The organism is Mesorhizobium sp. GW821-FHT04C10 (assembly GCF_059420305.1).
The window spans coordinates 345905-367809 of the sequence record NZ_JBWKTL010000001.1 but is presented as its reverse complement, the minus strand read 5'-3'; the positions used below and the strand labels follow the sequence as shown (position 1 = coordinate 367809).

Sequence of the window (21905 nt, the reverse complement as noted above, 5' to 3'; positions counted from 1 at the left end):
TTGCGCAAACAGGTTCCAGCCGAAAGGATCATGCGGTGGGACAGACGGTTTTCATCCCTCGTGAGCTTGACGCGAACGAGCCGCGTGTCGCGGCCTCGCCCGATACGGTCAAGCGGCTGGCGGGGCTCGGCTTCGATGTGATTGTCGAAACCGGCGCCGGCACGAGGTCGCGCATCCCCGACGAGGAGTTTGCCAAGGCTGGTGCTGCCATCGGCAAGGCCTCTGATGTCGCCAAGGCCGATGTCGTGCTGAAGGTTCGCCGGCCGACGGATGCCGAGCTCAAGAGTTACAAATCCGGCGCCGCCGTGATCGCCATCATGGATCCTTACGGCAATGACGCCGCCGTGGCAGCCCTGGCCAAGGCCGGTGTCACCGCCTTCTCGATGGAATTCATGCCGCGCATCACCCGCGCCCAATCGATGGACGTGTTGTCCTCGCAGGCAAACCTTGCCGGTTACCAGGCAGTGATTGACGGCGCTTCGGAATATGATCGCGCCTTGCCGATGATGATGACGGCGGCGGGCACCGTGCCGGCGGCCAAGGTGTTCATCATGGGTGTCGGCGTCGCCGGCCTGCAGGCGATCGCCACGGCGCGCCGCCTCGGCGCGGTCGTCACCGCCACCGACGTGCGCCCCGCCGCCAAGGAACAGGTCGCTTCGCTCGGCGCGAAATTCCTGGCCGTCGAGGATGACGAGTTCAAAGCCGCGGAAACCGCGGGCGGTTACGCCAAGGAAATGTCGAAGGAATACCAGGCCAAGCAGGCGGCGCTCACCGCCGAGCACATCGCCAAGCAGGACATCGTCATCACCACGGCGCTGATCCCCGGCCGTCCGGCGCCGAAGCTGGTCTCGGCGGCGATGGTCGCCTCGATGAAGCCCGGCTCGGTGCTCGTCGATCTCGCCGTCGAGCGCGGCGGCAATGTCGAAGGTGCTGAGCCAGGCAAGGTCGTCACCACGGCCAACAATGTGAAGATCGTCGGCCACCTCAATGTGCCGGGCCGCGTCGCCGCATCAGCCTCGCTGCTCTATGCCAAGAACCTGTTCGCTTTCCTCGAGACTCTGGTCGACAAGACCACGAAGACGCTTGCCATCAACCGGGATGACGACCTGGTCAAGGCGACGATGCTGACCGACGGCGGCAAGGTTGTTCATCCGGCCTTCGCCAAGGCCGACCAGCAGCCCCATGTCGAGCCGGCCGCGATCCCGGCCACGACCATGGTCGCTGATGCTTCCACGCCTGCCGCGCCGAAAAAGGCCGCGCCCAGGAAAACCGCCGCATCCAAGTCGCCCTCGCCCAAGTCGAAAGGGACCGCGTGATGGATCAGACCTTGCAGAAAGCCCTCGAACAGCTCGATCAGGCAAGTGCTGCCGTCCGGCTGGCGGTGCAGAACCTGGCAAATGCTCCAGGCGGTGCCGAGGCGGCGGGTGATGCCGCGCACGCACTCTCCGGCGGCGCCATCGATCCCTTCGTCTTCCGTTTCGCCATCTTCGTGCTGGCGATCTTCGTCGGTTACTACGTGGTCTGGTCGGTGACCCCCGCTTTGCACACGCCGCTGATGGCCGTCACCAACGCCATCTCGTCGGTCATCGTCGTCGGCGCGCTGCTGGCTGTCGGCATTGCTGCCTCCGGCGTTGCCGCCGGTTTCGGCTTCGTCGCCCTGATGCTGGTTTCGGTCAACATCTTCGGCGGCTTCCTCGTCACCCAGCGCATGCTGGCCATGTACAAGAAGAAGGACAAGTGACGTGACCGTCAATCTCGCTTCCTTCCTCTACCTCGTCTCCGGCATCCTGTTCATCCTGGCGTTGCGCGGCCTGTCGCATCCGACCACCAGCCGCCAGGGCAATCTCTACGGCATGATCGGCATGGGCATCGCCATCGCCACCACGCTGGCACTGGCAACCCCGTCGGCCGGCCGCTTCGGTCTGATCGTGCTGGGCCTCGCCATTGGCGGTGGTGTCGGCGCCGTCACCGCGCGCCGCATCGCCATGACCTCGATGCCGCAGCTGGTCGCGGCCTTCCACTCGCTGGTCGGCCTTGCCGCCGTCATGGTGGCGGCTGCCGCCATCTATGCGCCGGAAAGCTTCGGCATCGGCACGGCGGGCGACATCCATGCCCAGGCCCTGGTCGAAATGAGCCTTGGCGTCGCCATCGGTGCCATCACCTTCACCGGCTCGGTCATCGCCTTCTTGAAGCTCGATGGCCGCATGTCGGGCAAGCCGATCATGATCGGCGGCCGCCACTTCATCAACGCCGCCCTTGGCATCGCGCTTGTCGTGCTGATCGTGCTGCTGGTCACGACCGAATCGAAACTGGTCTTCTGGTTGATCGTCGCCGCCTCGCTGGTGCTCGGCATCCTCCTGATCATCCCGATCGGCGGCGCCGACATGCCGGTCGTCGTCTCGATGCTGAATTCCTATTCAGGCTGGGCCGCCGCGGCACTCGGCTTCACACTCGGCAATCTGGCGCTGATCATCACCGGCGCGCTGGTCGGCTCCTCCGGCGCCATCCTGTCCTACATCATGTGCAAGGGCATGAACCGAAGCTTCATCTCGGTCATCCTTGGCGGCTTCGGCGGCGAGACGGCCGCTGCGGCGGATGACGGCATCGAGCGCACCGTCAAGCAGGGCTCGGCCGACGATGCGGCGTATCTGATGATGAACGCACAGAAGGTCATTATCGTGCCGGGCTACGGCATGGCGGTCGCCCAGGCGCAGCACGCGCTGCGCGAAATGGCCGACAAGCTCAAGGCCAACGGCGTCGACGTCAAATACGCTATCCACCCGGTTGCCGGCCGCATGCCCGGTCACATGAACGTGCTGCTCGCCGAAGCCAATGTGCCTTACGACGAAGTCTTCGAACTGGAGGACATCAACTCCGAGTTCGCACAGGCCGACGTCGCCTATGTCATCGGCGCCAATGACGTCACCAATCCTTCGGCTCGCGACGACAAGTCGTCGCCGATCTACGGCATGCCGATCCTCGACGTCGACAAGGCGCGTACCTGCCTGTTCGTCAAGCGCTCGCTCGGCTCCGGCTATGCCGGCATCGACAACACGCTGTTCTATAAGGACGGCACCATGATGCTGCTCGGCGACGCCAAGAAGATGACCGAGGAAATCGTCAAGGCCATGGATCACTGATCCGGCGGCAACGTCGCGATGCAAAAGCCCGGCTGGCGCCGGGCTTTTTTCTTGCAGGCGGGCAGGGCACCGTCAGAACCTGATGTTCAGGTCGGCCCGGAATGCATGATTGCGAGCCTGTTTTGCGACTTGGCCGTTATAGGCTAGGGCAAGCGTCGCGCCGGGCGTAACGGCAAGGTCGAGTCCAGCTTCGGCGATGGCGCTGTCGCTGGCGATCGGAGCCCCGGCGATGGTGAAGGCGGACGAGCCTGCGAAAGCCTGGGTGATCGTCGGCGTCGTATCGCCATAGGCATGCTGCCAGCCGATCGTGCCGCGCGCGGTGGCTTTCAGGCCGCCAATGGCGAAGTCGCCGGAAGCGCGCAGCCCCAATGTGGTAAAGGTGACGTCGTTGGAGCCGCCCTCCACGGCCAGAGCGGCAGCGCCTCCCGTCTCATGGAAGCCGCTGGTACCCAGGTTGACATAGGCGAGGTTGGCGAAGGGCTCGAACCCGATGCCGCCTGCCTTGATGGTGTAGCCGAACTCGCCGAAGGCCTGGCTTGTGCCTGCCCGGTAGCTGCCGCTCAGGCTGTCGGTGAAATCGGGGAAGGCGACCGAACGGCCAGTGTCGATGTTGCTCCATGTGTAGGCAAGGCCCGTGCGGAAGGCGAGCGCGCCCCATTCGCCGCCGCCATAGATGCCGAGATGATAATTGTCGCTCGATGCCGAGCCCTGGTCGGTATTGAAGCTGGAATGACTGTAGCCGGCGAGCATGCCGGCGAGCCAGTTGTCGGTGACGAAGCCATCGGCGCCAGTGACGAAGCCACCGGTCGAGTGCGAGAGTTTTGCGGTGTTGCCGTTGCCGTCGATACTGCCCCAGGAGCCGAAGGCCGAACCCCAGGCTGTGAAGCGTTGGGTCGAGATCGAGCCGGTCGACAGGCTCGCATCGTCGCCGTAGGCCATCACCGGCAAGGGCGCCTCGCTCGGGTTCGCAAAAGCCGACTGCAGCCGGTTGTCGATCGCATCGCGCAGTTTCTGGCTGTCCGCGATCAGGCCGGTCGCGGTCGAGCCGTGGATTTCGCCTGACAGCCCGTTGAATGCCGCACGCGCCTCGTCGGCCGACAGAAACAGCAGCTTGTTGTACAATGCCAGCGACGGGCCGCTCTGCTGCAGCGTGTCCAGCGCACCGGCCGTCTCCTTGCTGTTCGGGCTGTCGGCGACACCGGCGAAGGACACGCCTTTCACGGCGATCTTGAGGTCGACGCTGTCGGTGTCCTGCGAAAGCTGCCCGAACAGGAAGGCCGAGTTGGACAGCACGACCGGATCGAAGCTGCCATCGATGCCGCCATCGGCGGTCAGGATCGTGTAGGTCTTGCCTGTCGTGTAGCTGGTCTGGCTGTCCAGCGCCTTCACTTCGACCTTGCCGCCGCCAAGCGTCCCCTTGCCGCCGGCGGCGATCCTGTCGCTCGAGCCGTTGCCGGCAAGCTCGACCGCGAAGATCGATCCTGCTGTCATCGTCACATCCCCGTTCACCGTCAGCGTGCCGATGGAATTGCCCGGCGCGGCTGTGCCTCCGGCGTTGACCGTCAGTGCGTTGATCGTGCCGATGCCGCCGAGTGCTCCACCGTTGTTGACGGTCACGGCACCGGCGAGGCTGGCGCCGGCATGGCTGTCGTCGCCGACGATCAGCTTGCCGCCGCTCACCACGGTTTCGCCAGTATAGGTGTTGATGCCGTTGAGCGTCAGCGTGCCGCCCTCGAGTGCCAGCTGACCACCCGATGAGGCCGAGGCGCAGCTTGCTCCGTCCGTGCCGCAGTCGCTGATCGATCCGTCGAAGACGCCATTCGCATTGGTCACATGCAATTTGGTGCCGCCGAGATAGACAGCGCCGCTGCCTGTCAGCGACTTGACCGATACGCCCGCCGTTGCCGTGCTTGCCGAAACGTCGAGGACGCCATCGGCTGTGATTCCGCTCGAGGTGGCCAGGCCGCCGTCACCCGAGAGGCGGAGCGTGCCGCCATCCTCAATCGTGGTGGACCCGGTGAAGCTGTTGATTCCCGACAGGTCCAGCAAGGCGCCATCGGCCACCACCAGGCTGCCACCGGTCCCGTTGCCCAGACCGCCGTCCTGGATCACGCCGGCGAACTGGGAATTGCCGGTAACCGTCAGGGTCTTTGCGCCAAGGGCGACAATGGAGCTTCCTGCAAGGTCGCCAATGCCATTGACGCTGGTGTTGGTGTCGGCCTGCGAAATGTCCAGGGTTGCGCCGCCCTTGCCGAAGCTGATGGCGGCCGAATCGGCGATTGAGCCTTTGCCCTTGATGGCCAGCGTCGCACCGCTATCGATGAACGTCGTACCCGTATAGGTGTTCTCACCCGACAGGGTCAGCGTGCCGCCGGCGATCTCCAACTGGCCGAGAAGCCCGCTGTCACTGATCGTTCCGGCGAATTCGGATCCCGCATTGCCGATGATCAGACGCTTGGCTCCGAGATAGACAGCGCCGGAAGACGACCCCGCGAGATCGACGATGGTCGAGCTGGTGGAGATCGTTCCCGAGATATCGAACGTGCCATCTTCGACTGTGACTTTGGAATTGGCAATGCCGCCGGCGTGGCTGAGAGCAAGCGTGCCGCCTTCGATCCTGGTGGCGCCGGAATAGGATTGGCTGCTCTTCAGGGTGAATGTTCCGGTACCGGTCTTGGTCAACCCGGTCGTGGCGTGCGCGCCGTCCTCGATCAGGCCTTCGAAATCGGTGGAGGAGTTGTCGCCGCCGGTGGTCAGTATCGCGTTGGTCGTGCCGCCATTGGTGAGCGTTCCCTGGCCCGTCAGCGAGCCGGCTTCCTGATCGAATCCGCCGAGATCCAGCGTCGCGCCGCTGTCCACGGAAAACGCGCTGCTGGCGGAGAAGGCGCCGGCAATGCCTGCCGCCAACGTGCCGCCGGTGATTGTCGTCGTGCCGGAGTAGCTGTTTTGCCCACCGAGCGTCACGGTGCCGGTCGTGGATTTTTCGAGCTTGCCTGTTCCGGTCAATGCCGCCGAGATCGCCCCCGCCTGCAGGTCGAAAATTCCCGAAGAACTCAACGTGCCGTTCTCGATCGAGCCCCCGGCCAGGGACACGCCGCCATCCTGTGTCTGGGTCGTGCCGCCGAGGTCGAGTGTTCCGCCGTTCACGGCAAGGCTGTTGGTGGTAGCCCCCAGTGTTCCGCCGCCGCTGATCTTCAGCGTGCCGCCGCTGACACTGGTTCCACCTGTATAGCTGTTGGCACCGGACAGCACCTGTGTGCCGCCGCCGGTCTTGGCGAGTTTCAGGGAGCCACCGCCGCTGCCATCCTCGATACTGCCGGAAAAGGTCGCCGTGCCGCTCGTCGCGCCAAGCGTCAGCGTGGCGTTTGTCGCCGCGCCGTTGGAGACCGTACCGCCGCCTGCCGATCCGTCGTCCGAGAGCGACGCGACCGTGTTCGAAAATCCATTGAGCTGCAGTTCGGCCCCGCTCGCGATCGAGAACGCGGAACTGGCCGACAGCGCCGAGGTCGACAGCGCCTGGACGATTCCGGACTTGATGACCGTGTTTGCGGAATAGGTGTTGGAGCCGGCGAGGTCGGTTGTCCCCGAGCCCAGGAAGGTCAGTGTGCCGCCCCCGCTCGTGGCGTCCGTGATGTTCCCGTTCAGCCCGAAAAAGTTGCCGTTGTTGTCGATGGATCCGCCCTTGGCGGTGAGCGCGATATCGTTGGCGACGGTGAAGGATCCGCCCGCCTGCAAGGTGGCGCCGTCCAGGGTCACATCGCAGGTGCCAAGCGCCGAGGACATGATCGCGCCGTGGCTGCCGACGGTGTCGACACCGACGACGATCGTGCCGGCACTGATCAGCGTGCCGCCCGAATAGGTGTTCGCGCCCGAGAGCGTCAGAGCGCCGGCGCCGGTCTTCTCCAGCGAGAAGGAACCGCCGGATTCGGAAATTGCTCCTGACTGTTCGGCCGAGCCGGTGTCGACGTTGAGCTTGGTGCCGTCGGCGTCGAGTTCGATCGGGTTGGCGACGGTGATGCCGTCGGCATAGTCGATCGTGGCGCCCAGTGCGGTGATGGTGCCCGTGCCCGCCGCGCTGCTGTTGCCGAGGCGAACCCTGCTCTGGACCGACATGCCGCCGGCGAAGGTGTTGGCGCCGTTCAGCACAACCGTGCCGCCTGTGATCGCGATCGCCGCGCCGCAGCCCGGGCCGATCACGCAGCCCGCGCCATAGCTCTGGCCGGTCGGCAGGCTCGACTGGCTGTCGTCCGCGATCGTGCCGTTGATGGTGAGTGTCCCGATCGGATTGAAGGTGGTCACAGTGCCCGACATCAGGAAAAGATCGCCGCCGGCGCCCGCGCCGGCTGTATACCCACTCCCGCCGGTGGCGGTGCCGCCCTCGAACGAGCCGTCGGCAATGGTGATGGAGGCGCCGGAACGCACGAAAACGGCGCCGCCGAAACCAGCGCCGCCGCCACCCGACTGGTAGGCATACCCGCCGCCGGCGCCGGGGGTGCCGGGACCGCGCATGTAGCCATAACCGCCGCCTGCGCCGCCGCCGAAGCCGCCATTGCCGCCGTTGCCCCACGCGCCCATGCCGCCGCCGCCGCCGCCGAAGCCGCCACTGCCGGCGACACCGAAGCTGGTGGTGTCGCCGCCGCCGCCGCCGAAGTCGCCGCCGTTGCCGGCACGGCCGGAGTCTGACGCGCCGCCGCCACCGCCGCCTTCCGTGCCATCGCTGTTGGGGTTGCCGCCCATGCCGGTCGGCAGTCCGCCGCCGCCGCCATTGGGGCCGGCGCCGCCATTGATGCCGCCGCCCTGGCCCGCTCCATTGGAGCCACCGTCGCCGCCGGGGCCGGTGCCGCCAACGGACGGCGGGCTGCCATAAAGTGCTACGGGAGCGCCGCCGCCGCCGCTGTAACCGCCGCCGCCGCCGCCTGAGCTCTGACCGCCCCCGCCGCCACCGCCACCCAGTCCGCCGCCGCCACCGCCGCCGGATGTTCCGCCACCCGGCACACGGACGCCGCCATTGCCGCCGGTGGCACTGTTGTCGGCGAAGTCGACATTGGCGATCGTCAGCGAGCCGTTGTTGACGAAGATCGCGCCGCCGGCACCCATGCCGCCGCCACCGCCCGCGCCACCGCCGTCATAACTGGCGCCATTGCCATTGCCGCCATCGCCGCCCTTGGCCGCGCCGCCTTTCAGCGTGACGTTTTCGATCGACACAGCCGGCATGGCATCCTTGCTGTCGAGGAAGAAGATGCGGTTGTTGCCTTGCGCATCGATCGTGTGGCCCTGGCCGTCGATGGAAATGTTGGTCAATACGGGCGGCAGCAGCGTTGTGCCGAGCGCGATGTCGTTCTGCAGGATTATCCGGTCGCCGCTCGACGCATTGCTGATCGCGCTGGAGAGGCCGGCGGCATCGCTGACCATGATATCGGCGGCTCTCGCCTGGGCCTGCAGGCCAACCAGCGCCGTGCATGCCATAAGAGAACGGAAAAGGATTGAAGTGGTGGTATTCGGCAAGCCCCTGTCTCTCCATGCTGACAGGGATCATTCAGATAGCCCAAATTTTTGCCAACGCCACCAAGATGTTGAGGGTCGCCGAACCCCTCCCAAAAATAGTCAGGTGGTGGACTTCATGGTTGCTGGAAGTAACCCCCGCTGTTTCAAGCAAAGGAGCACGGCGTTGCCGCCGTGCCCTGATCTACCGGAACTGCCCTGAACTGCAGTAGGGATGGCGGTTCAGCGGCTGGTCAGGAAAACCGCTTCCTCTTCGTCGCGCTGCCTGCCGCCGAGGGCCGCGGCGGCGCTGGCGATGAAGGCGCCGATGACCAGCGACAAAGCGCCGAGCAAGGCAAAGGTCGCGCTGCCCTTCCGGGCGGTGTCGGCCGCTTGCTTGGCCTTGACCTTGGCGTCTTCGACCTTGGCGACCATTGCATCGACTCGCGCCTTGGCGTCGGCCTCCGAAAGACCGGTGCGGGCAGCAACCAGTTGCGACAGATAAGTCTTGTCGTCGGCCGAAATCTCGCCCGCGGCGGCGCTGGCGACCAGGATGCGCGAGGCCTGCCCGACCGCGGCAGCGTCGCTGTCTGGATTGGCTCCCGCGAGCTTGGCCGGATCGGCCGGACGGAAGAGCGAATCCACCAGATAGGAAGTCGCATTGTTGGCCGACGCGCCACCGGCATTGGCGGAGGCGCCAGCCGAAGCACCCATGGCAGCGCCCGACGCCACCGTGGAGACCGCCTGCACGCCGGAACCAAGTGCCGCCGAGAGCGCCGAGCCAAGCACGCCGACGACGAGCAAGGTGGCCAATGCCCAGGCGAGGAAACCGTGCGCTGTGTCACGGAAATAGACCTCGTCGGTGTGGATCCCGACCCATTTGGTGCGCAGGCGTCCGGCAAGATAGCCGCCGACGCCGGAGGACAGCCACTGCACGATGATCAGCCAGATCGCGGTCGACACAGCGAAGGTGGTGATCGAGGCGCCGGACCCCGACCATGGCGAAACCATGCTGAGCCCAAGTCCGGAGCCAAGCAGCATGAGGATGAAAGTCAGCGTCGAGGCCGCGAAGGCACCAGCAATGATAGGGCCCCAGCTGACGGCTGTAGCGGAGGATTCTTCCGAGGCGGATAGGTCGATAGCCGGTAAGGTGGGCTGCATCAACGCCCCCTACCGTACGAACAGCATGATGAGAATGATGATCGGAATCGGAATGCCGAGCAACCAGAGCAAAATGCCACGTCCCATGAAGGCCTCCTGTGAGAAACTGTGATCGATGTTGTCACAATGTCCCGGGAGGACTTCCGTTCCGGCGGGCTATAAAATGATTTTGTTTGCGGGCGATGGAACAATTCAGAGCGCCGCTTCGCACAAATGCCTCAAGCGATCATGTTGTTGTGATTTGACCCATAGGCCGAGCCGGGCAAAAGCGGAAATCCGGCTTCGTCCTTGCCTCTCACAAGTCTCGCTGGATCCGACCGTCAGCCCTACGAATTTTCTTCGAAGTGCCTTGCCGAGCAGGAAGACAAATGACTCCAAGGAAATTCCAGAAGAAGCAAGAAGCAAAGGCCCGGCGCATTTGGGCCCCAGTTAGCCGGCCGCGCTCAGCAATTTTCGCCGGCCTTGTCTTGTTCTCTGGTCTGTTTATCGGGGCCTGGATTCCTGCCGCCGCAGCCGGCACGCCGATTGGCGCGCCGTCGGCCGGTTCAGCCGCCGAAGATACCGCGCATTCTCCAGCGGGCTTCGAAGCCGTTCGAATTCCCAATGGCGGCGAACCGCCGTTGGCCGCCGGTATCTGGTACCCGACTTCAGCCGAGCCGCGCGATGTGCCGCTGGGAAGCTACACCCAGCACGTCGCGCCTTCGGGGCCACTAAAGGGCCATGCGCTGCCACTCATCGTGATTTCGCATGGCGGCGGCGGATCCTATGCCGGCCACTATGATACCGCGATCGCCTTGGCGAAAGCCGGGTTCATCGTCGCCGCGGTCAGCCATGCCGGCGATACTTTCGACGACCAGAGCAAGGTGCTGATGCCATGGCGCCGGCCAGCCCAGCTAAGCCGGCTGATCGATTTCATGCTGAAGGACTGGCAGGCGCACGCCGACATCGATCCCCAGCGCATCGGCGCCTTCGGATTCTCGAATGGCGGCTTCACCGTGCTCGTCGAAGCGGGCGGAATACCCGACCTCGACAAGATCGACCCATACTGCGCGGAAAATCCTCGGCACGATCTTTGCATCGCGCTGGCCAAGGCGGGGGTCCATTCTGTTGCAAAAACGGTCCAAACACCGCCGGATGCGTGGAAGCCGGATCGGCGGATCCGCGCCATCGCGGCTGCCGCGCCGGCGTTCGGCTTCACCTTTGACCGTACCGGCCTCGCTTCGGTGCTCCTGTGGCGCGCGGCCGACGACCGGCATCAGCCCGACCCCTGGTATGAAGAACACCTTCGTTCGGCGCTGCCTCGACCGCCGGAGTATCATGTCGAACCCCTGGCCGGTCACTATGCGTTCTTGCCGCCATGCAGCGCGCAATTGCGCGGCGCTGCCCCCCAGATTTGCATCGACGAACCCGGCTTCGACAGGGCCGCTTTCCATCAGCGCCTGAACGCCGCCCTGGCAAGTTTCTTCAGCGCATCGCTACAGTCTCAAAGCGCGTCGCACTGAAGCGGATTCAGACGACGCGGCCTTGAGTTCTTGTGCATCTCGCTCTGCCCAAACCGCCGTGCGGTTTTGGGGAACATGCATCAAATATCCAGATTGGCCACCGACAGCGCATTGTCCTGGATGAATTCGCGCCGTGGCTCGACTTCGTCGCCCATCAGCCGCGAGAACAGGCTGTCGGCATCGGTCGCATCGTTGACCTTGACCTGCAGCAGCGAACGCACATTCGGGTCGAGCGTGGTCTCCCAGAGCTGCTCGGCATTCATCTCGCCGAGACCCTTGTAGCGCTGCATGGTCAGGCCCTTGCGGCCGGTCGCAAAGACCGCGTTGAGCAGCGCCAGCGGCCCCGAAACGGTTTCCGACACATCCTTGCGGCGCAGCACCGGTGGCGTCCCATAGACATCACTGAGGCGTTGCGCGTAGCGGTCTAGCTGACGGGCGTCGGCCGAATTGATCAGCCCCATGTCGAGATGGGCATATTCCTTGACGCTGCGCACGGTGCGCTCGAAGACATAGCCGCCGCTGCCGTCGTTCGAGGTCGACATGCGGCCGGTCCAGCCGCGCTCGGTGTCCTCGGCGATGATGTCGAGGCGTTGCGCGATCCGCTCCGCCATGGCGTTGGCGCCGCCGAGATCGCCGAAGACCTCGGGGTTGAGCCCGCCGGCGATCGCAGCCTGCTCGACGACGTTGCGGTTGTAGCGTGTGTGCAGGCCGTTGATGAGCTGGCGCACAGCCAGCGCATCGGCCACGGCACTGTGCAAATCCTGTCCGGTCCGCACTTCACCCGAGCCCAGCGTAAGCGAGGCCTCCTCCAGCCCTGAATCGATCAGGAACTCCTCGAAGGCGCTTTCATTCTTGATGTATTGCGAGCTCTTGCCGCGCGTCACCTTGTAGAGCGGCGGCTGGGCTATGTAGAGATGGCCGCGCTCGATCAGCTCCGGCATCTGCCGGAAGAAGAAGGTGAGCAGCAAGGTCCTGATATGGGCGCCGTCGACGTCGGCGTCGGTCATCAGGATGATCTTGTGATAGCGCAGCTTGTCGGCGTTGAACTCGTCCTTGCCGATCGACGTGCCGAGCGCGGTGATCAGCGTGCCGATCATGTCGGACGAAAGCATGCGGTCGAAGCGGGCGCGCTCGACATTGAGGATCTTGCCGCGCAGCGGCAGGATGGCTTGGTTTTGGCGCGAGCGGCCGCCCTTGGCCGAGCCACCGGCCGAGTCACCCTCGACGATGAAGATTTCCGATTTTGCCGGGTCGCGCTCCTGGCAGTCGGCCAGCTTGCCCGGCAGCGAGGTGACGCCGAGCGAGGTCTTGCGGGTGATGTCGCGCGCCTTGCGCGCGGCTTCGCGCGCCGCCGCGGCCTGGATCACCTTCTCGATGACCACCTTGCCTTCGGTGGGATGCTCTTCCAACCAGGTGCCGAGCGCCTCGTTGACCAGCCCCTCGACCACCGGCCGCACTTCCGACGAGACCAGCTTGTCCTTGGTCTGCGAGGAGAATTTCGGGTCGGGAACCTTGACCGACAGCACCGCCGTCAGGCCCTCGCGGCAATCGTCGCCGATCAGCGAGACCTTTTCCTTCTTGGTCTGACCCGAGGATTCGCCATAGCCGGTGATCTGGCGCGTCAGCGCGCCGCGGAAGCCGGCCAGATGGGTACCGCCATCGCGTTGCGGGATGTTGTTGGTGAAGGCCAGCACGTTCTCGTGGTAGCTGTCGTTCCACCACATCGCCACTTCGACGGTGATGCCGTCGCGCTCGGCCTTGATGGCGATCGGCTTTTCGATCAGCGGTTTCTTGACCCGGTCGAGATATTTGACGAACTCTTCGAGGCCTCCATCATAGTGCAGTTCATGCCGCACGATGTCGGCGTGACGGGCATCGGTCAGAACGATGCGCACGCCGGAATTGAGGAAGGCGAGCTCGCGCAGCCGGTGCTCCAGCGTGCCGAAGTCGAACTCGACCATGGTGAAGGTCTCGGCCGACGGAAAGAAGGTGATCGAGCTGCCGCTGCGGCCCTCATAGGTGCCTGGCTGCTTGTCCTGCTCGTAGCTGCCCGTCGCCTTCAGCGGCGCATCGGCATTGCCGTGCGTGAAGCTCATCTCGAAGATCTGGCCGTTGCGGCGGATCTTGAGCTTCAGCCATGCCGAAAGGGCGTTGACCACCGAGACGCCGACGCCATGCAGGCCGCCCGACACCTTGTAGGAGTTCTGGTCGAACTTGCCGCCGGCATGCAGCTGCGTCATGATCACTTCGGCGGCCGAAATGCCTTCGCCGGTGTGGATATCGGTCGGAATGCCGCGGCCATTGTCGATTACCGTCACCGAACCATCGGGGTTGAGCGTCACAGTGACGAGATCTGCGTGGCCTGCCAAGGCCTCGTCGATGGCGTTGTCGACCACCTCATAGACCATGTGATGCAGGCCGGAACCGTCGTCGGTGTCGCCGATATACATGCCAGGGCGTTTGCGGACAGCATCCAACCCCTTCAAAACCTTGATGGAATCGGCGCCGTATTCGGCCTCGGCGCCGTTGGTGTTCTCGGTCTGGTCGCTCATGAAAACCTATTGTCTAGATGCCGCTTGTACAGCGCGAAAAATCGGCCCCGAATCGCGCGTCTGATATGCACTAGATATAGGCGCTAAAGGCGGTTTTTCCAAGGTTTGCGGGCATTTCCCCGGGGATGAGCCGGCTGTCCATGGCTGGCTCCCGCCGGGCGCTATTTCGCCTTGGCCACGCGCTCCCTGAGAAACTTGATCATGAACTTGTATCGCGGCGCCAGCCGCCCGGTCCGGTCGAGTTCCAGCGTCATGTCGAGCGCCTGGGAAAGCACCGCCTTGGGGTTCTTGGCGACCTGGGCGTAGTCGACCATGGCGACCACCAGGTCGCGCTGCCATGTCGCGTTGTCAGGGTCGGACCGGGCAAGCTGCTGGCGGATGTCGAGGCTGTCCTGAAAGCCCTGCCGTGCACCTTTGACGTCGCGCTGCTTGACCTTGAGCATGCCGATCTCGGACAGCGTGATCGACAGGTCGCGTTGCCAGTCGGCATTCGCCGGATCGAGCTTCGCCAGCCTGTCGGCGATGGCGAAACTGTCCATATAGGCTTTGAGCGCCCCGTTCTGGTCGCCCTGAATGGCGAGAACTCCGGCGACCTTTTCGATGGATACCGAAAGGTCGCGCTGCCAGTCGGTGTTGTTCGGGTCGCCGGCTGCCAGAACGCGGGATATTCGCAGCGCCTCTTGATAGGCGGCCAGTGCGTCCGGCCATTTCTCCTGGTCGCTCAGCGCATTGCCGATCTTGGCGTTGCCGACCGAAAGGTCGCGTTTCAACTCGCTGTTGTCGGGATCGCGGCTGACCAGTTGGTCGACGATCGCGTGGCTCGCCTGGTAGGCCGCGAGCGCACCGGCGGCATCGCCGCGTTCGCGCTTGAGATCGCCGATCGTCTCATGGCTGACGGAGACGTCGCGCTGGCGCTCGGCATCCCGCGGCTTCTTCTCGGCCAGCGCCAGCCGGATCTTCAGGCTCTCCTCATAGGCCGCCTCGGCATTGTCGAAATGGCCGGCGCTGTGCGCCAGATTGCCGATCTCGTCATAGGTGATGGTCAGGTCGCGTTGCAGGTCGGCGCGCTCGGGTTCGTTGGCGGCGAGCTGTTTCTTGATCGACAGGCTTTCCTGATAGACCTGCGAGGCGCCCGCCAGATCGCCTTGCGTCACCAGCACGTTGCCGATCTTGTCGTCGGCCATGGCGAAATCGCCGAACCATGGCAGGCGGCCGGGCTCGGCCGCGGTCAAATCCATGAGTATGGTTCTGGCGGTCCGGTAATTCTCCAGCGCGGCCGGCAGGTCGCCTTGCGCCATCCTGATATTGCCTAGCTTGATATGGCTGACGGCAAAGTCGCGCTTGACGCTCGGATCGGTTTCCCGGGCGGAGCGCAATTCGAGATTGGATACGAGCGCCGAGAAGGCGCGGCCCGCGGCGTCGGTGTTGCCGACAAGGGTGTAGAGCTTGCCGAGTTCGTCCAGGGTGCGGATCTGGCGGTCGGCATCCTCCAGCGCCAATGAGGACTGCCCGGCCTCGCCATAGAGCGAGAGCACCGTTTCATAGTCCTTGATGGCGGTGGCGTAGTCGAGGTCGGCGCGCGCCGCACCGCCGGACAGATAAAGCGTCGCGGCCTCGGACAGGGTGCGGCTGACGAAATTGACCTTCAGCGCCTGGCGCGAGACATTGTCGATGTCTGCTGCCTTGGCGAGAAGGGCGCGGGCGCCATCGAAGGCGCCGAGCGAAAGCTGTTCCTGGGCCTGCCGGCGCAACTCCGCCACCCGCGGGTCGTCGGAGGCGAGCGTCTTCATTTCGCCGCGCACCTTGACGAAGGCGTCGGCAGCCTCGCGCAGCCGGGCGTTCAGGCTGTCGGCGGAGAGATGGCTGGCGTCGGCGCTGATCAGCGCGCCATAGAGCGGCGCCAGCGGCATGTCGGCGTCGCTGGCGATCTGCTCGACCTCGCCGCGCATTTCCGGAGTCACATCGGCCATGGCCAGCAGCAGGCGTTCGCGCTCCGGCAGTTGTTCCTTGGCGGCAGTGGCGAAGAACAGCTTCGGCAGGCCGCTCTCGACATAGGGCAGCTGCTTGCCGCGTGTGAGGTCATAGACCTCCTGCTGCACCAAGGTCAGCACCGAGCGGATCTCGAGCCCGTCCGTGCCGAGATATTTGGTGAGTGCCGTCGTGAAGGGTGAGTTTTGCCCAGTGCCGTCGGCGGCCGTTTCGCCGGGTGCGGCCGAAAAGGCGAACAGGATGTTTTCCGCTCGTCCGACGCGGCCGAGGCCTGGCTTGACCTTTTCGGCGACATCCTTCGCCAGCGAGGTAGCGCCGCGCCCGTCACCGCTGCCCCCCGAGAATGGATCGCTGCGGCAGGCGTCGAGCACGATCAGCCCGACCTTGGCGGTGGCGGCGACGGCGTCGCGCACCTCTTCCAGCGGCAGGCTGGTCTTGTCCAGTTGGTCGAGCGAGGAGGCGTCGGCATCGACCGGCAGCAGCCGGTTGTCGCCGGCGATTTCGACGCCATGGCCGGAGAAATAGACCAAGGCCACATCGGCGCCCTTGGCATCCTCGCGAAAATCGTCGAGGGCGCGGCGCATGCGCCTGAGGTCGCGATTGGTTTCGAGCACGACCTCGAAACCGAGTTTCTTCAGCGCGGCTTGCATGGCCTCGCCATCATGAAGGGGATTGGCAAGCGGCCGGACCAGCCGGTAGTCATCCTCGGCGATGACCAGCGCCACGCGCCGTTCCGCGACCGCGGTGGCGGTGGTCGCAAGCATCAGCAGCAAGGCAAACAGCAAACGCAAGTCGAACCGCCCCCGGCTCAGTCCTTTGCCGACCATTCCACCTCTTCATGGCGCGGGCAAGCCTGGCATTTGGCCAAACCGGCTCCTTCAGCCGGCGCGCATCGGTTTCAACGCCTCGCTCCAGCGCAACAGCTCGTCCAGCATGGTCCTGGCGCCACCGGCCACCTGGTCGCTGGCGCTGAAGGCACCGTTCTCGTCGAGCAGCTTCTGGTACATCGGCAGCGCGACGCCCTCGGGGATCGGCATGATCCCCACGGCGGCCAACAGAGGCTTCAGCGCCTGCGCCGCGCGCAGGCCGCCGGATACGCCGCCATAGCTGAAAATGGCGGCGGGCTTGTACTTCCATTCGCGCGCGAGGTAGTCGATCGCGTTGATGATCGCGGGCGCCGCGAAATAATTGTACTCGGGAGCCACGAAGACAAAGGCGTCGGCGGCGTCGATCGCCTTCGACCATGCCTTGGTGTGGTCGTTCTGATAGTTGCCCAGCCTCGGATGATGCGGCTCGTCGAGCACCGGCAGGTGAAATGCGGCGATGTCGGTCAGCACCGGTTCGAATTTCCCGTGCTCGCGCGCGAACGTCTCCAGCCATTCCGCAAAAACAGGACCGGCGCGCCCTGGCCGCGTGCTGCCGATGATGATGTTCAACTGGTGCTTCAAGACAGGCTCCTTTGTCGGCGGTATCTGTTGGTGACTGTCACTACGGCAGAGCGTCCCGTCGGACAAGCTTGGACGCCAGGCGCAGCGGTCACGATCGGATGAACAGACTGTCTGCTTCGTGCCGAGAATTGCCTGCCGTTCGGTCACATGGACGTCCGGGGTGCCAGCCACTACATTGAAGCAGCAGCGGAGCACTTCATGGACACTCAGCCCGCCCCCTTTGTTCCTCCCGCACCGAAGCCGCGCACGTCGCCGCCTTCGACGCTGGAGATGATCCGCATCGTCTACCGCAATCCGCTCGAACTCTGGGGCGAGCCGACCTACAACGAACCCTGGATTTCGGCCAAGGGCGCCGGCGGCCCGCTGGTCATCGCCAACGATCCCGGCCTCATCCGCCATGTCCTGGTCGACAACGCCAAGAACTACAAGATGGCGACGGTGCGCCAGAAGATCCTGCGCCCGATCCTGCGCGATGGCCTGCTGACCGCCGAGGGCGAAGTCTGGAAGCGGTCGCGCAAGGCAATGGCGCCGGTGTTCACGCCGCGCCACATCTTCGGCTTTGCCCAGCCGATGCTGAAACGCACGCTCGAGTTCGTCACCCGCTACGAGCAGGGCGGCACATCCGACATCGCCCATGACATGACACTGCTCACCTACGACATCCTGGCCGAGACGCTGTTCTCCGGTGAGATCGCGGGCGAACCGGGCAGTTTCGCCAACGAGATCGACCGTTTGTTCGAGACCATGGGCCGTGTCGATCCGCTCGACCTGTTGCGCGCGCCCGACTGGCTGCCGCGGCTCACCCGCATCCGCGGCCGCAAGACCATGGCCTATTTCCGCAAGATCGTGACCGATACCGTCAAGATGCGCGAAGAGAGATTCAGGCGTGATCCCGATGCCGTACCACAGGATTTCCTGACGCTGCTGCTCAAGGCCGAAGGTCCGGAGGGGCTGACGCGCCCGGAAGTCGAGGACAACATCATCACCTTCATCGGCGCCGGCCATGAGACGACGGCGCGTGCGCTTGGCTGGACGCTTTATTGCCTCGCCGAATCGCCATGGGAGCGCAACCGGGTCGAGCAGGAAATCGACCAGGTTCTGGCGCGCGAGCCCGATCCGACAAAGTGGCTCGACGCCATGCCGTTGACCCGCGCCGCCTTCGACGAGGCGCTCCGGCTCTATCCGCCGGCGCCGTCGATCAACCGCGAGCCGATCGTGCCCGAGATGTGGAAGGATCTTTATATCCCCAAGCACGCGGCGGTGCTGGTGATGCCGTGGGTCGTCCATCGCCACCGGAAGCTGTGGGACCGGCCAGATGCCTTCCTGCCCGAGCGCTTCCACCCGGGGAACCGTGAAAAGATCGACCGTTTCCAGTATCTGCCGTTCGGAGCCGGCCCGCGCGTCTGCATCGGCGCCAGTTTCGCCATGCAGGAGGCGATCATCGCGCTCGCCATCCTTTTGTCGCGCTTCCGCTTCGACACCACGGCCGAAACGAAACCCTGGCCGGTGCAGAAATTGACGACCCAGCCGCAAGGCGGGCTGCCGATGCAGGTCACGCCTCGCTAGAGCAATTCCAGGAAAAGTGTATAACGGTTTTCCGTCCGGAATTGCGTAAAAACAAATAGTTAGAGCGGTTCTGCGATTCCGTGAAACGCTGAGCCGCTCTAGGCATGCTGATATTCAGGTGATGCCGGCCTGCGAACGATGGCGGCCCGACCTGAATATCAACGCACCTTGGGCTTATGCCGCGGGCTTGCGCTGCTGGAACTGGCCGGCGGCGCGGAAGCGCCAGAGGTAGCTCGGCAGGATCGTCGCGATCGACTGCGGCTGGATGCCAAGCCCGGCAAGTGTCCGGTTGGCCTTGGTGGCGGCGTCCGAAACGATGTTGTGCTCGCGCAGCTGCATCACCTGGTCCTTGGTCAGCAGCGGATTGGGCAACAGGCCGAGGATCGAGGCCTGGATGTTGGCCACCCACCACGGCACCGGGACCAGCAGGCGCTTGCGCTCGATCACCGCGAGCAACTCTTCCATGCACTCCTTGAAGGTGAGCACGTTGGGGCCGCCGAGCTCGTAGATCTGGCCGCCATTGATCTTGCCATCGACCGAGCGTGCCACCGCCTCGGCGACGTCGCCGACATAGACCGGCTGGAACTTGGTCTGGCCGCCGCCGATCAGCGGCAGCACCGGCGAATAGCGCGCCATGTTGGCGAAGCGGTTGAAGAAGCTATCTTCGGGTCCGAAATTAATCGACGGCCGGAAGATCACGGCGTCGTTGATCGTCTCCAGCACCGCCTTCTCGCCAAGCGCCTTGGTGCGTGCGTAACCCGATTCGGAGCCAGCATCGGCGCCAAGCGCCGAAACATGCGTCAGCCCGGCGCCAACGGAGCGCGCGGCCTCGGCGACGGCGCGGGCGCCGAATTCATGCACGGCGGAGAATCTCTGCCGGCCGCTCTCATGCAGGATGGCAACGAGATTGACGACATGGTCGGCCCCTTGCACGGCGCGGTCGACCGACCAGCGCACCCGCACATTCGCCTGCACCGGCTGGATCTGGCCGACATTGCCGAGCGGCTGCAAATGGCCGGCAAGGTCGGGCCGCCGGCAGGCGACCCGGATGCGGTAGCCGCGCTTGGCCAGCGCGCGCACGACATGGCGGCCGACAAAGCCTGACCCGCCAAAGACGACGACGAGCTTTGGGGTCTGCAGGATTTCGGTCATGGCGGGCTCCGGCGCACTTTCCAGATGGCTTGGCTGAAGCCGTTTCATAGTCCGTTTTGCGCCAAAGGCAAAGGGTGACGCGTCGTCGCGTCACCGCTCTCGAAAGCTTGTTAGAATGCCTTGCCGATACGGGCGTCGACCGAGTGGCGGTTGCCGCCGCGAATGACGAAGAAGAGCAGGATCGCCGCCCACAGAAGCGACTTCTCGGCACCGGAAAAGCCCTGGCCCATGGTCACCCAGTGGAACCAGACGGTGACCAGCAGCACGAACAGGCCGGCAAAAGCGGCGGGGCGCGTCAAAAACCCGATGGCGATGAAAATGCCGCCGAAAAATTCGGTGCAGGCCAGAAGCAACGACCAGAAGGCGCCGGGATAGAAGCCAAGGCCTTCGACCATCTCGGCGGCGCCGAACGGATTGGTGATCTTCTGCGAGCCGTGGATGGTGAGAAAGATGCCGGCAACGGCGCGCAGCAGGGTTTCGCCGGCATCGTGCAGCGACGAATACAGGCGGCCAAGCGCCGGAATGATCAGCTTGCCGTGGGAAGCGTCGGTGGTTGCGGACATCGTGGCTCCTGTTGTTGTGATGATCCCCTTGCAAACGCCCGATGGTTTCCATCAAGTCAAGTTAACAAAAGTTAACTTTCACAATCATGTTTATGTGCGCAAGATGAAACGCAGAAAACCCCGCCGAGGCGGGGTTTTCCGGGTGAAGCTCATGTCGAAACCAGGGTCCGACGAGGCGGCCTGACCTGAGACGGTATCAGCTTGGCGTGAAGCAAGCACGCCCGCCCCAGCCCTGGACGCATCCGACAGAAGACACCGACCGGGCACCCCAACCCGGACAGTCATGGGTCGCCGCGACGCGCGCAAAGGTTCACCAAGGCGCGGAAAAAATCGTCGATTTCTTCAGGCCGAATAACGTTCGGCGAATTCCGAAATCCGCTGCACCACCGCCTTGGGCGCGGTAATGCCGCGCGCCTGTGCCTTCTCGGCCGCCTCGGCCCGGGCGCGGCCCGGCACATGCACGCCAAAGCGGCGGCGCAGGCGGTCAAGCTGGTCCTTCATGCGCTGCTCGAAATCCGGGTCAAGCAGCTTGGGCTCGATGGCCAGCACGAACAGGCCGGTTCCGGGGCTGTCCGGCCCACCGGTGAACCATGGCGCGTCGAGCGACCAGTTGGCCCCGGAAATGCCCGCCGCCAGCACTTCGACCATCAGCGCGATGTTGGCCCCGCGCTGGCCGCCAAAGGCAAGCATGGCGCCCTTCATGGCCGCTGCCGGATCGGTGGTCGGGTTGCCGCTGGCGTCCAGCGCCCAGCCTTCGGGAATTTTCTTGCCGTCCTCGGCCGCCTTGCGGATGTTGACGAAGGCGGTGGCGCTCGAGGACTGATCGATGACAAGCGGCGCGCCGTCGGCGGCCGGCGCGGCAAACGACATCGGGTTGGTGCAATAGACCGGCTTGACCGAGCCCGAGCCGGCGAGAATGGCCGGGCCGTTGGTGGCGGCGAACGATACCAGTCCCTGTGCAGCCAGCCTTCCGGTGAAATAGCCAAGCGCGCCGCATGTATAGGCGTTCTTCTGCGAGAAGATGGCAACGCCGAACAGTCTTGCCGCCTTGGCGAGATCGTCGATCGTCCGGTCGAAGCCGGTATGCGCCAGCCCGCCGCGTGCGTCGGAGAGATAGACGGCCAGCGCCGGCCTGGTAATCACCGGATCGGCATTGCCGTCGATGCGGCCGGCCTCGAGGGCCTCGAGATAGTCGATGAAATGCGAAAGCCCGACGGCCGAAAGCCCTTCCGCCTCGGCTGCGATGATCGAGGCCGTGAGCGATTGCGCGGCCTCTTCATTGGCGCCGGCGCCGAGTGCCGCCATCCGGCACAGTCCTCTTGCCTGGTCGAGACTGAGTTGCATTATGGCC

At 64.7% G+C, this 21905-nt stretch carries 13 protein-coding genes; 5 read left to right on the top strand and 8 right to left on the bottom strand.

Annotated features, from left to right (window positions below):
- The first annotated feature begins 35 nt into the window (after positions 1–35).
- From AC07UC_RS01640 to AC07UC_RS01630, 3 genes are read left to right on the top strand one after another with little or no spacing between them, the layout of a single operon-like run.
- On the top strand, positions 36–1316 hold the full coding sequence (locus tag AC07UC_RS01640; RefSeq protein WP_140770122.1) for a Re/Si-specific NAD(P)(+) transhydrogenase subunit alpha: 1281 nt from the start codon (positions 36–38) through the stop codon (positions 1314–1316).
- Complete coding sequence (locus AC07UC_RS01635; protein ID WP_095771599.1) at positions 1316–1741, top strand: proton-translocating transhydrogenase family protein; 426 nt, start codon at positions 1316–1318, stop codon at positions 1739–1741. Before AC07UC_RS01640 ends, AC07UC_RS01635 begins: the two co-directional genes overlap by 1 nt.
- Position 1742: 1 nt before the next feature.
- Complete coding sequence (locus AC07UC_RS01630) at positions 1743–3140, top strand: NAD(P)(+) transhydrogenase (Re/Si-specific) subunit beta (protein ID WP_056569240.1); 1398 nt, start codon at positions 1743–1745, stop codon at positions 3138–3140.
- A gap of 72 nt (positions 3141–3212) precedes the next feature.
- Here the strand turns inward: AC07UC_RS01630 and AC07UC_RS01625 are convergent, their stop codons facing one another.
- Together AC07UC_RS01625 and AC07UC_RS01620 are read right to left on the bottom strand one after the other, a co-directional pair.
- Positions 3213–8645, bottom strand: a complete 5433-nt coding sequence (locus AC07UC_RS01625; protein ID WP_494903642.1) for an autotransporter domain-containing protein — start codon at positions 8643–8645, stop codon at positions 3213–3215.
- Between the two features lie 219 nt (positions 8646–8864).
- On the bottom strand, positions 8865–9782 hold the full coding sequence (locus AC07UC_RS01620; RefSeq protein ID WP_494903640.1) for a hypothetical protein: 918 nt from the start codon (positions 9780–9782) through the stop codon (positions 8865–8867).
- Between the two features lie 620 nt (positions 9783–10402).
- On the opposite strand from AC07UC_RS01620, the gene AC07UC_RS01615 reads away from it, so the two are divergent.
- Entirely contained in the window at positions 10403–11284 is an 882-nt protein-coding gene (locus tag AC07UC_RS01615; RefSeq protein WP_494903638.1) for an alpha/beta hydrolase family protein, read from the top strand.
- Positions 11285–11364: 80 nt separating this feature from the next.
- Here the strand turns inward: AC07UC_RS01615 and gyrB are convergent, their stop codons facing one another.
- From gyrB to AC07UC_RS01600, 3 genes are all read right to left on the bottom strand, one after another.
- Entirely contained in the window at positions 11365–13836 is a 2472-nt protein-coding gene (gyrB, locus tag AC07UC_RS01610) for a DNA topoisomerase (ATP-hydrolyzing) subunit B (RefSeq protein ID WP_140770117.1), read from the bottom strand.
- A 161-nt stretch (positions 13837–13997) separates the two neighbouring features.
- The gene (locus tag AC07UC_RS01605; RefSeq protein WP_494903636.1) at positions 13998–16616 is read right to left on the bottom strand and encodes a caspase family protein; all 2619 of its coding nucleotides are present in this window, start codon (positions 16614–16616) and stop codon (positions 13998–14000) included.
- Between the two features lie 87 nt (positions 16617–16703).
- Positions 16704–17273, bottom strand: a complete 570-nt coding sequence (locus tag AC07UC_RS01600; protein WP_202324864.1) for an NADPH-dependent FMN reductase — start codon at positions 17271–17273, stop codon at positions 16704–16706.
- A gap of 198 nt (positions 17274–17471) precedes the next feature.
- Between AC07UC_RS01600 and AC07UC_RS01595 the strand changes: the two genes are divergently transcribed.
- The gene (locus tag AC07UC_RS01595; RefSeq protein WP_140770111.1) at positions 17472–18839 is read left to right on the top strand and encodes a cytochrome P450; all 1368 of its coding nucleotides are present in this window, start codon (positions 17472–17474) and stop codon (positions 18837–18839) included.
- A gap of 174 nt (positions 18840–19013) precedes the next feature.
- Here AC07UC_RS01595 and AC07UC_RS01590 read toward each other — a convergent pair whose 3' ends face one another.
- The 3 genes from AC07UC_RS01590 to AC07UC_RS01580 all read right to left on the bottom strand — a co-directional run bounded on the left by AC07UC_RS01590 (position 19014) and on the right by AC07UC_RS01580 (position 21898).
- Positions 19014–19991, bottom strand: a complete 978-nt coding sequence (locus AC07UC_RS01590) for a complex I NDUFA9 subunit family protein (RefSeq protein ID WP_494903633.1) — start codon at positions 19989–19991, stop codon at positions 19014–19016.
- 110 nt (positions 19992–20101) lie between these two features.
- Positions 20102–20554, bottom strand: a complete 453-nt coding sequence (locus AC07UC_RS01585; RefSeq protein ID WP_140770107.1) for a DoxX family protein — start codon at positions 20552–20554, stop codon at positions 20102–20104.
- Between the two features lie 342 nt (positions 20555–20896).
- Positions 20897–21898 carry an Ldh family oxidoreductase gene (locus AC07UC_RS01580; protein WP_181179702.1) on the bottom strand — a complete coding sequence of 334 codons (1002 nt, stop codon included), beginning with the start codon at positions 21896–21898 and terminating at the stop codon, positions 20897–20899.
- Between the last annotated feature and the right edge of the window lie 7 nt (positions 21899–21905).

Coding starts and splice junctions, on each gene's coding strand:
- AC07UC_RS01635 (WP_095771599.1), top strand. CDS start 1,316: ATGGATCAGACCTTGCAGAAAGCCCTCGAACAGCTCGATCAGGCAAGT.
- AC07UC_RS01620 (WP_494903640.1), bottom strand. CDS start 9,782: ATGCAGCCCACCTTACCGGCTATCGACCTATCCGCCTCGGAAGAATCC.
- gyrB (WP_140770117.1), bottom strand. CDS start 13,836: ATGAGCGACCAGACCGAGAACACCAACGGCGCCGAGGCCGAATACGGC.
- AC07UC_RS01595 (WP_140770111.1), top strand. CDS start 17,472: ATGGACACTCAGCCCGCCCCCTTTGTTCCTCCCGCACCGAAGCCGCGC.
- AC07UC_RS01590 (WP_494903633.1), bottom strand. CDS start 19,991: ATGACCGAAATCCTGCAGACCCCAAAGCTCGTCGTCGTCTTTGGCGGG.
- AC07UC_RS01585 (WP_140770107.1), bottom strand. CDS start 20,554: ATGTCCGCAACCACCGACGCTTCCCACGGCAAGCTGATCATTCCGGCG.
- AC07UC_RS01580 (WP_181179702.1), bottom strand. CDS start 21,898: ATGCAACTCAGTCTCGACCAGGCAAGAGGACTGTGCCGGATGGCGGCA.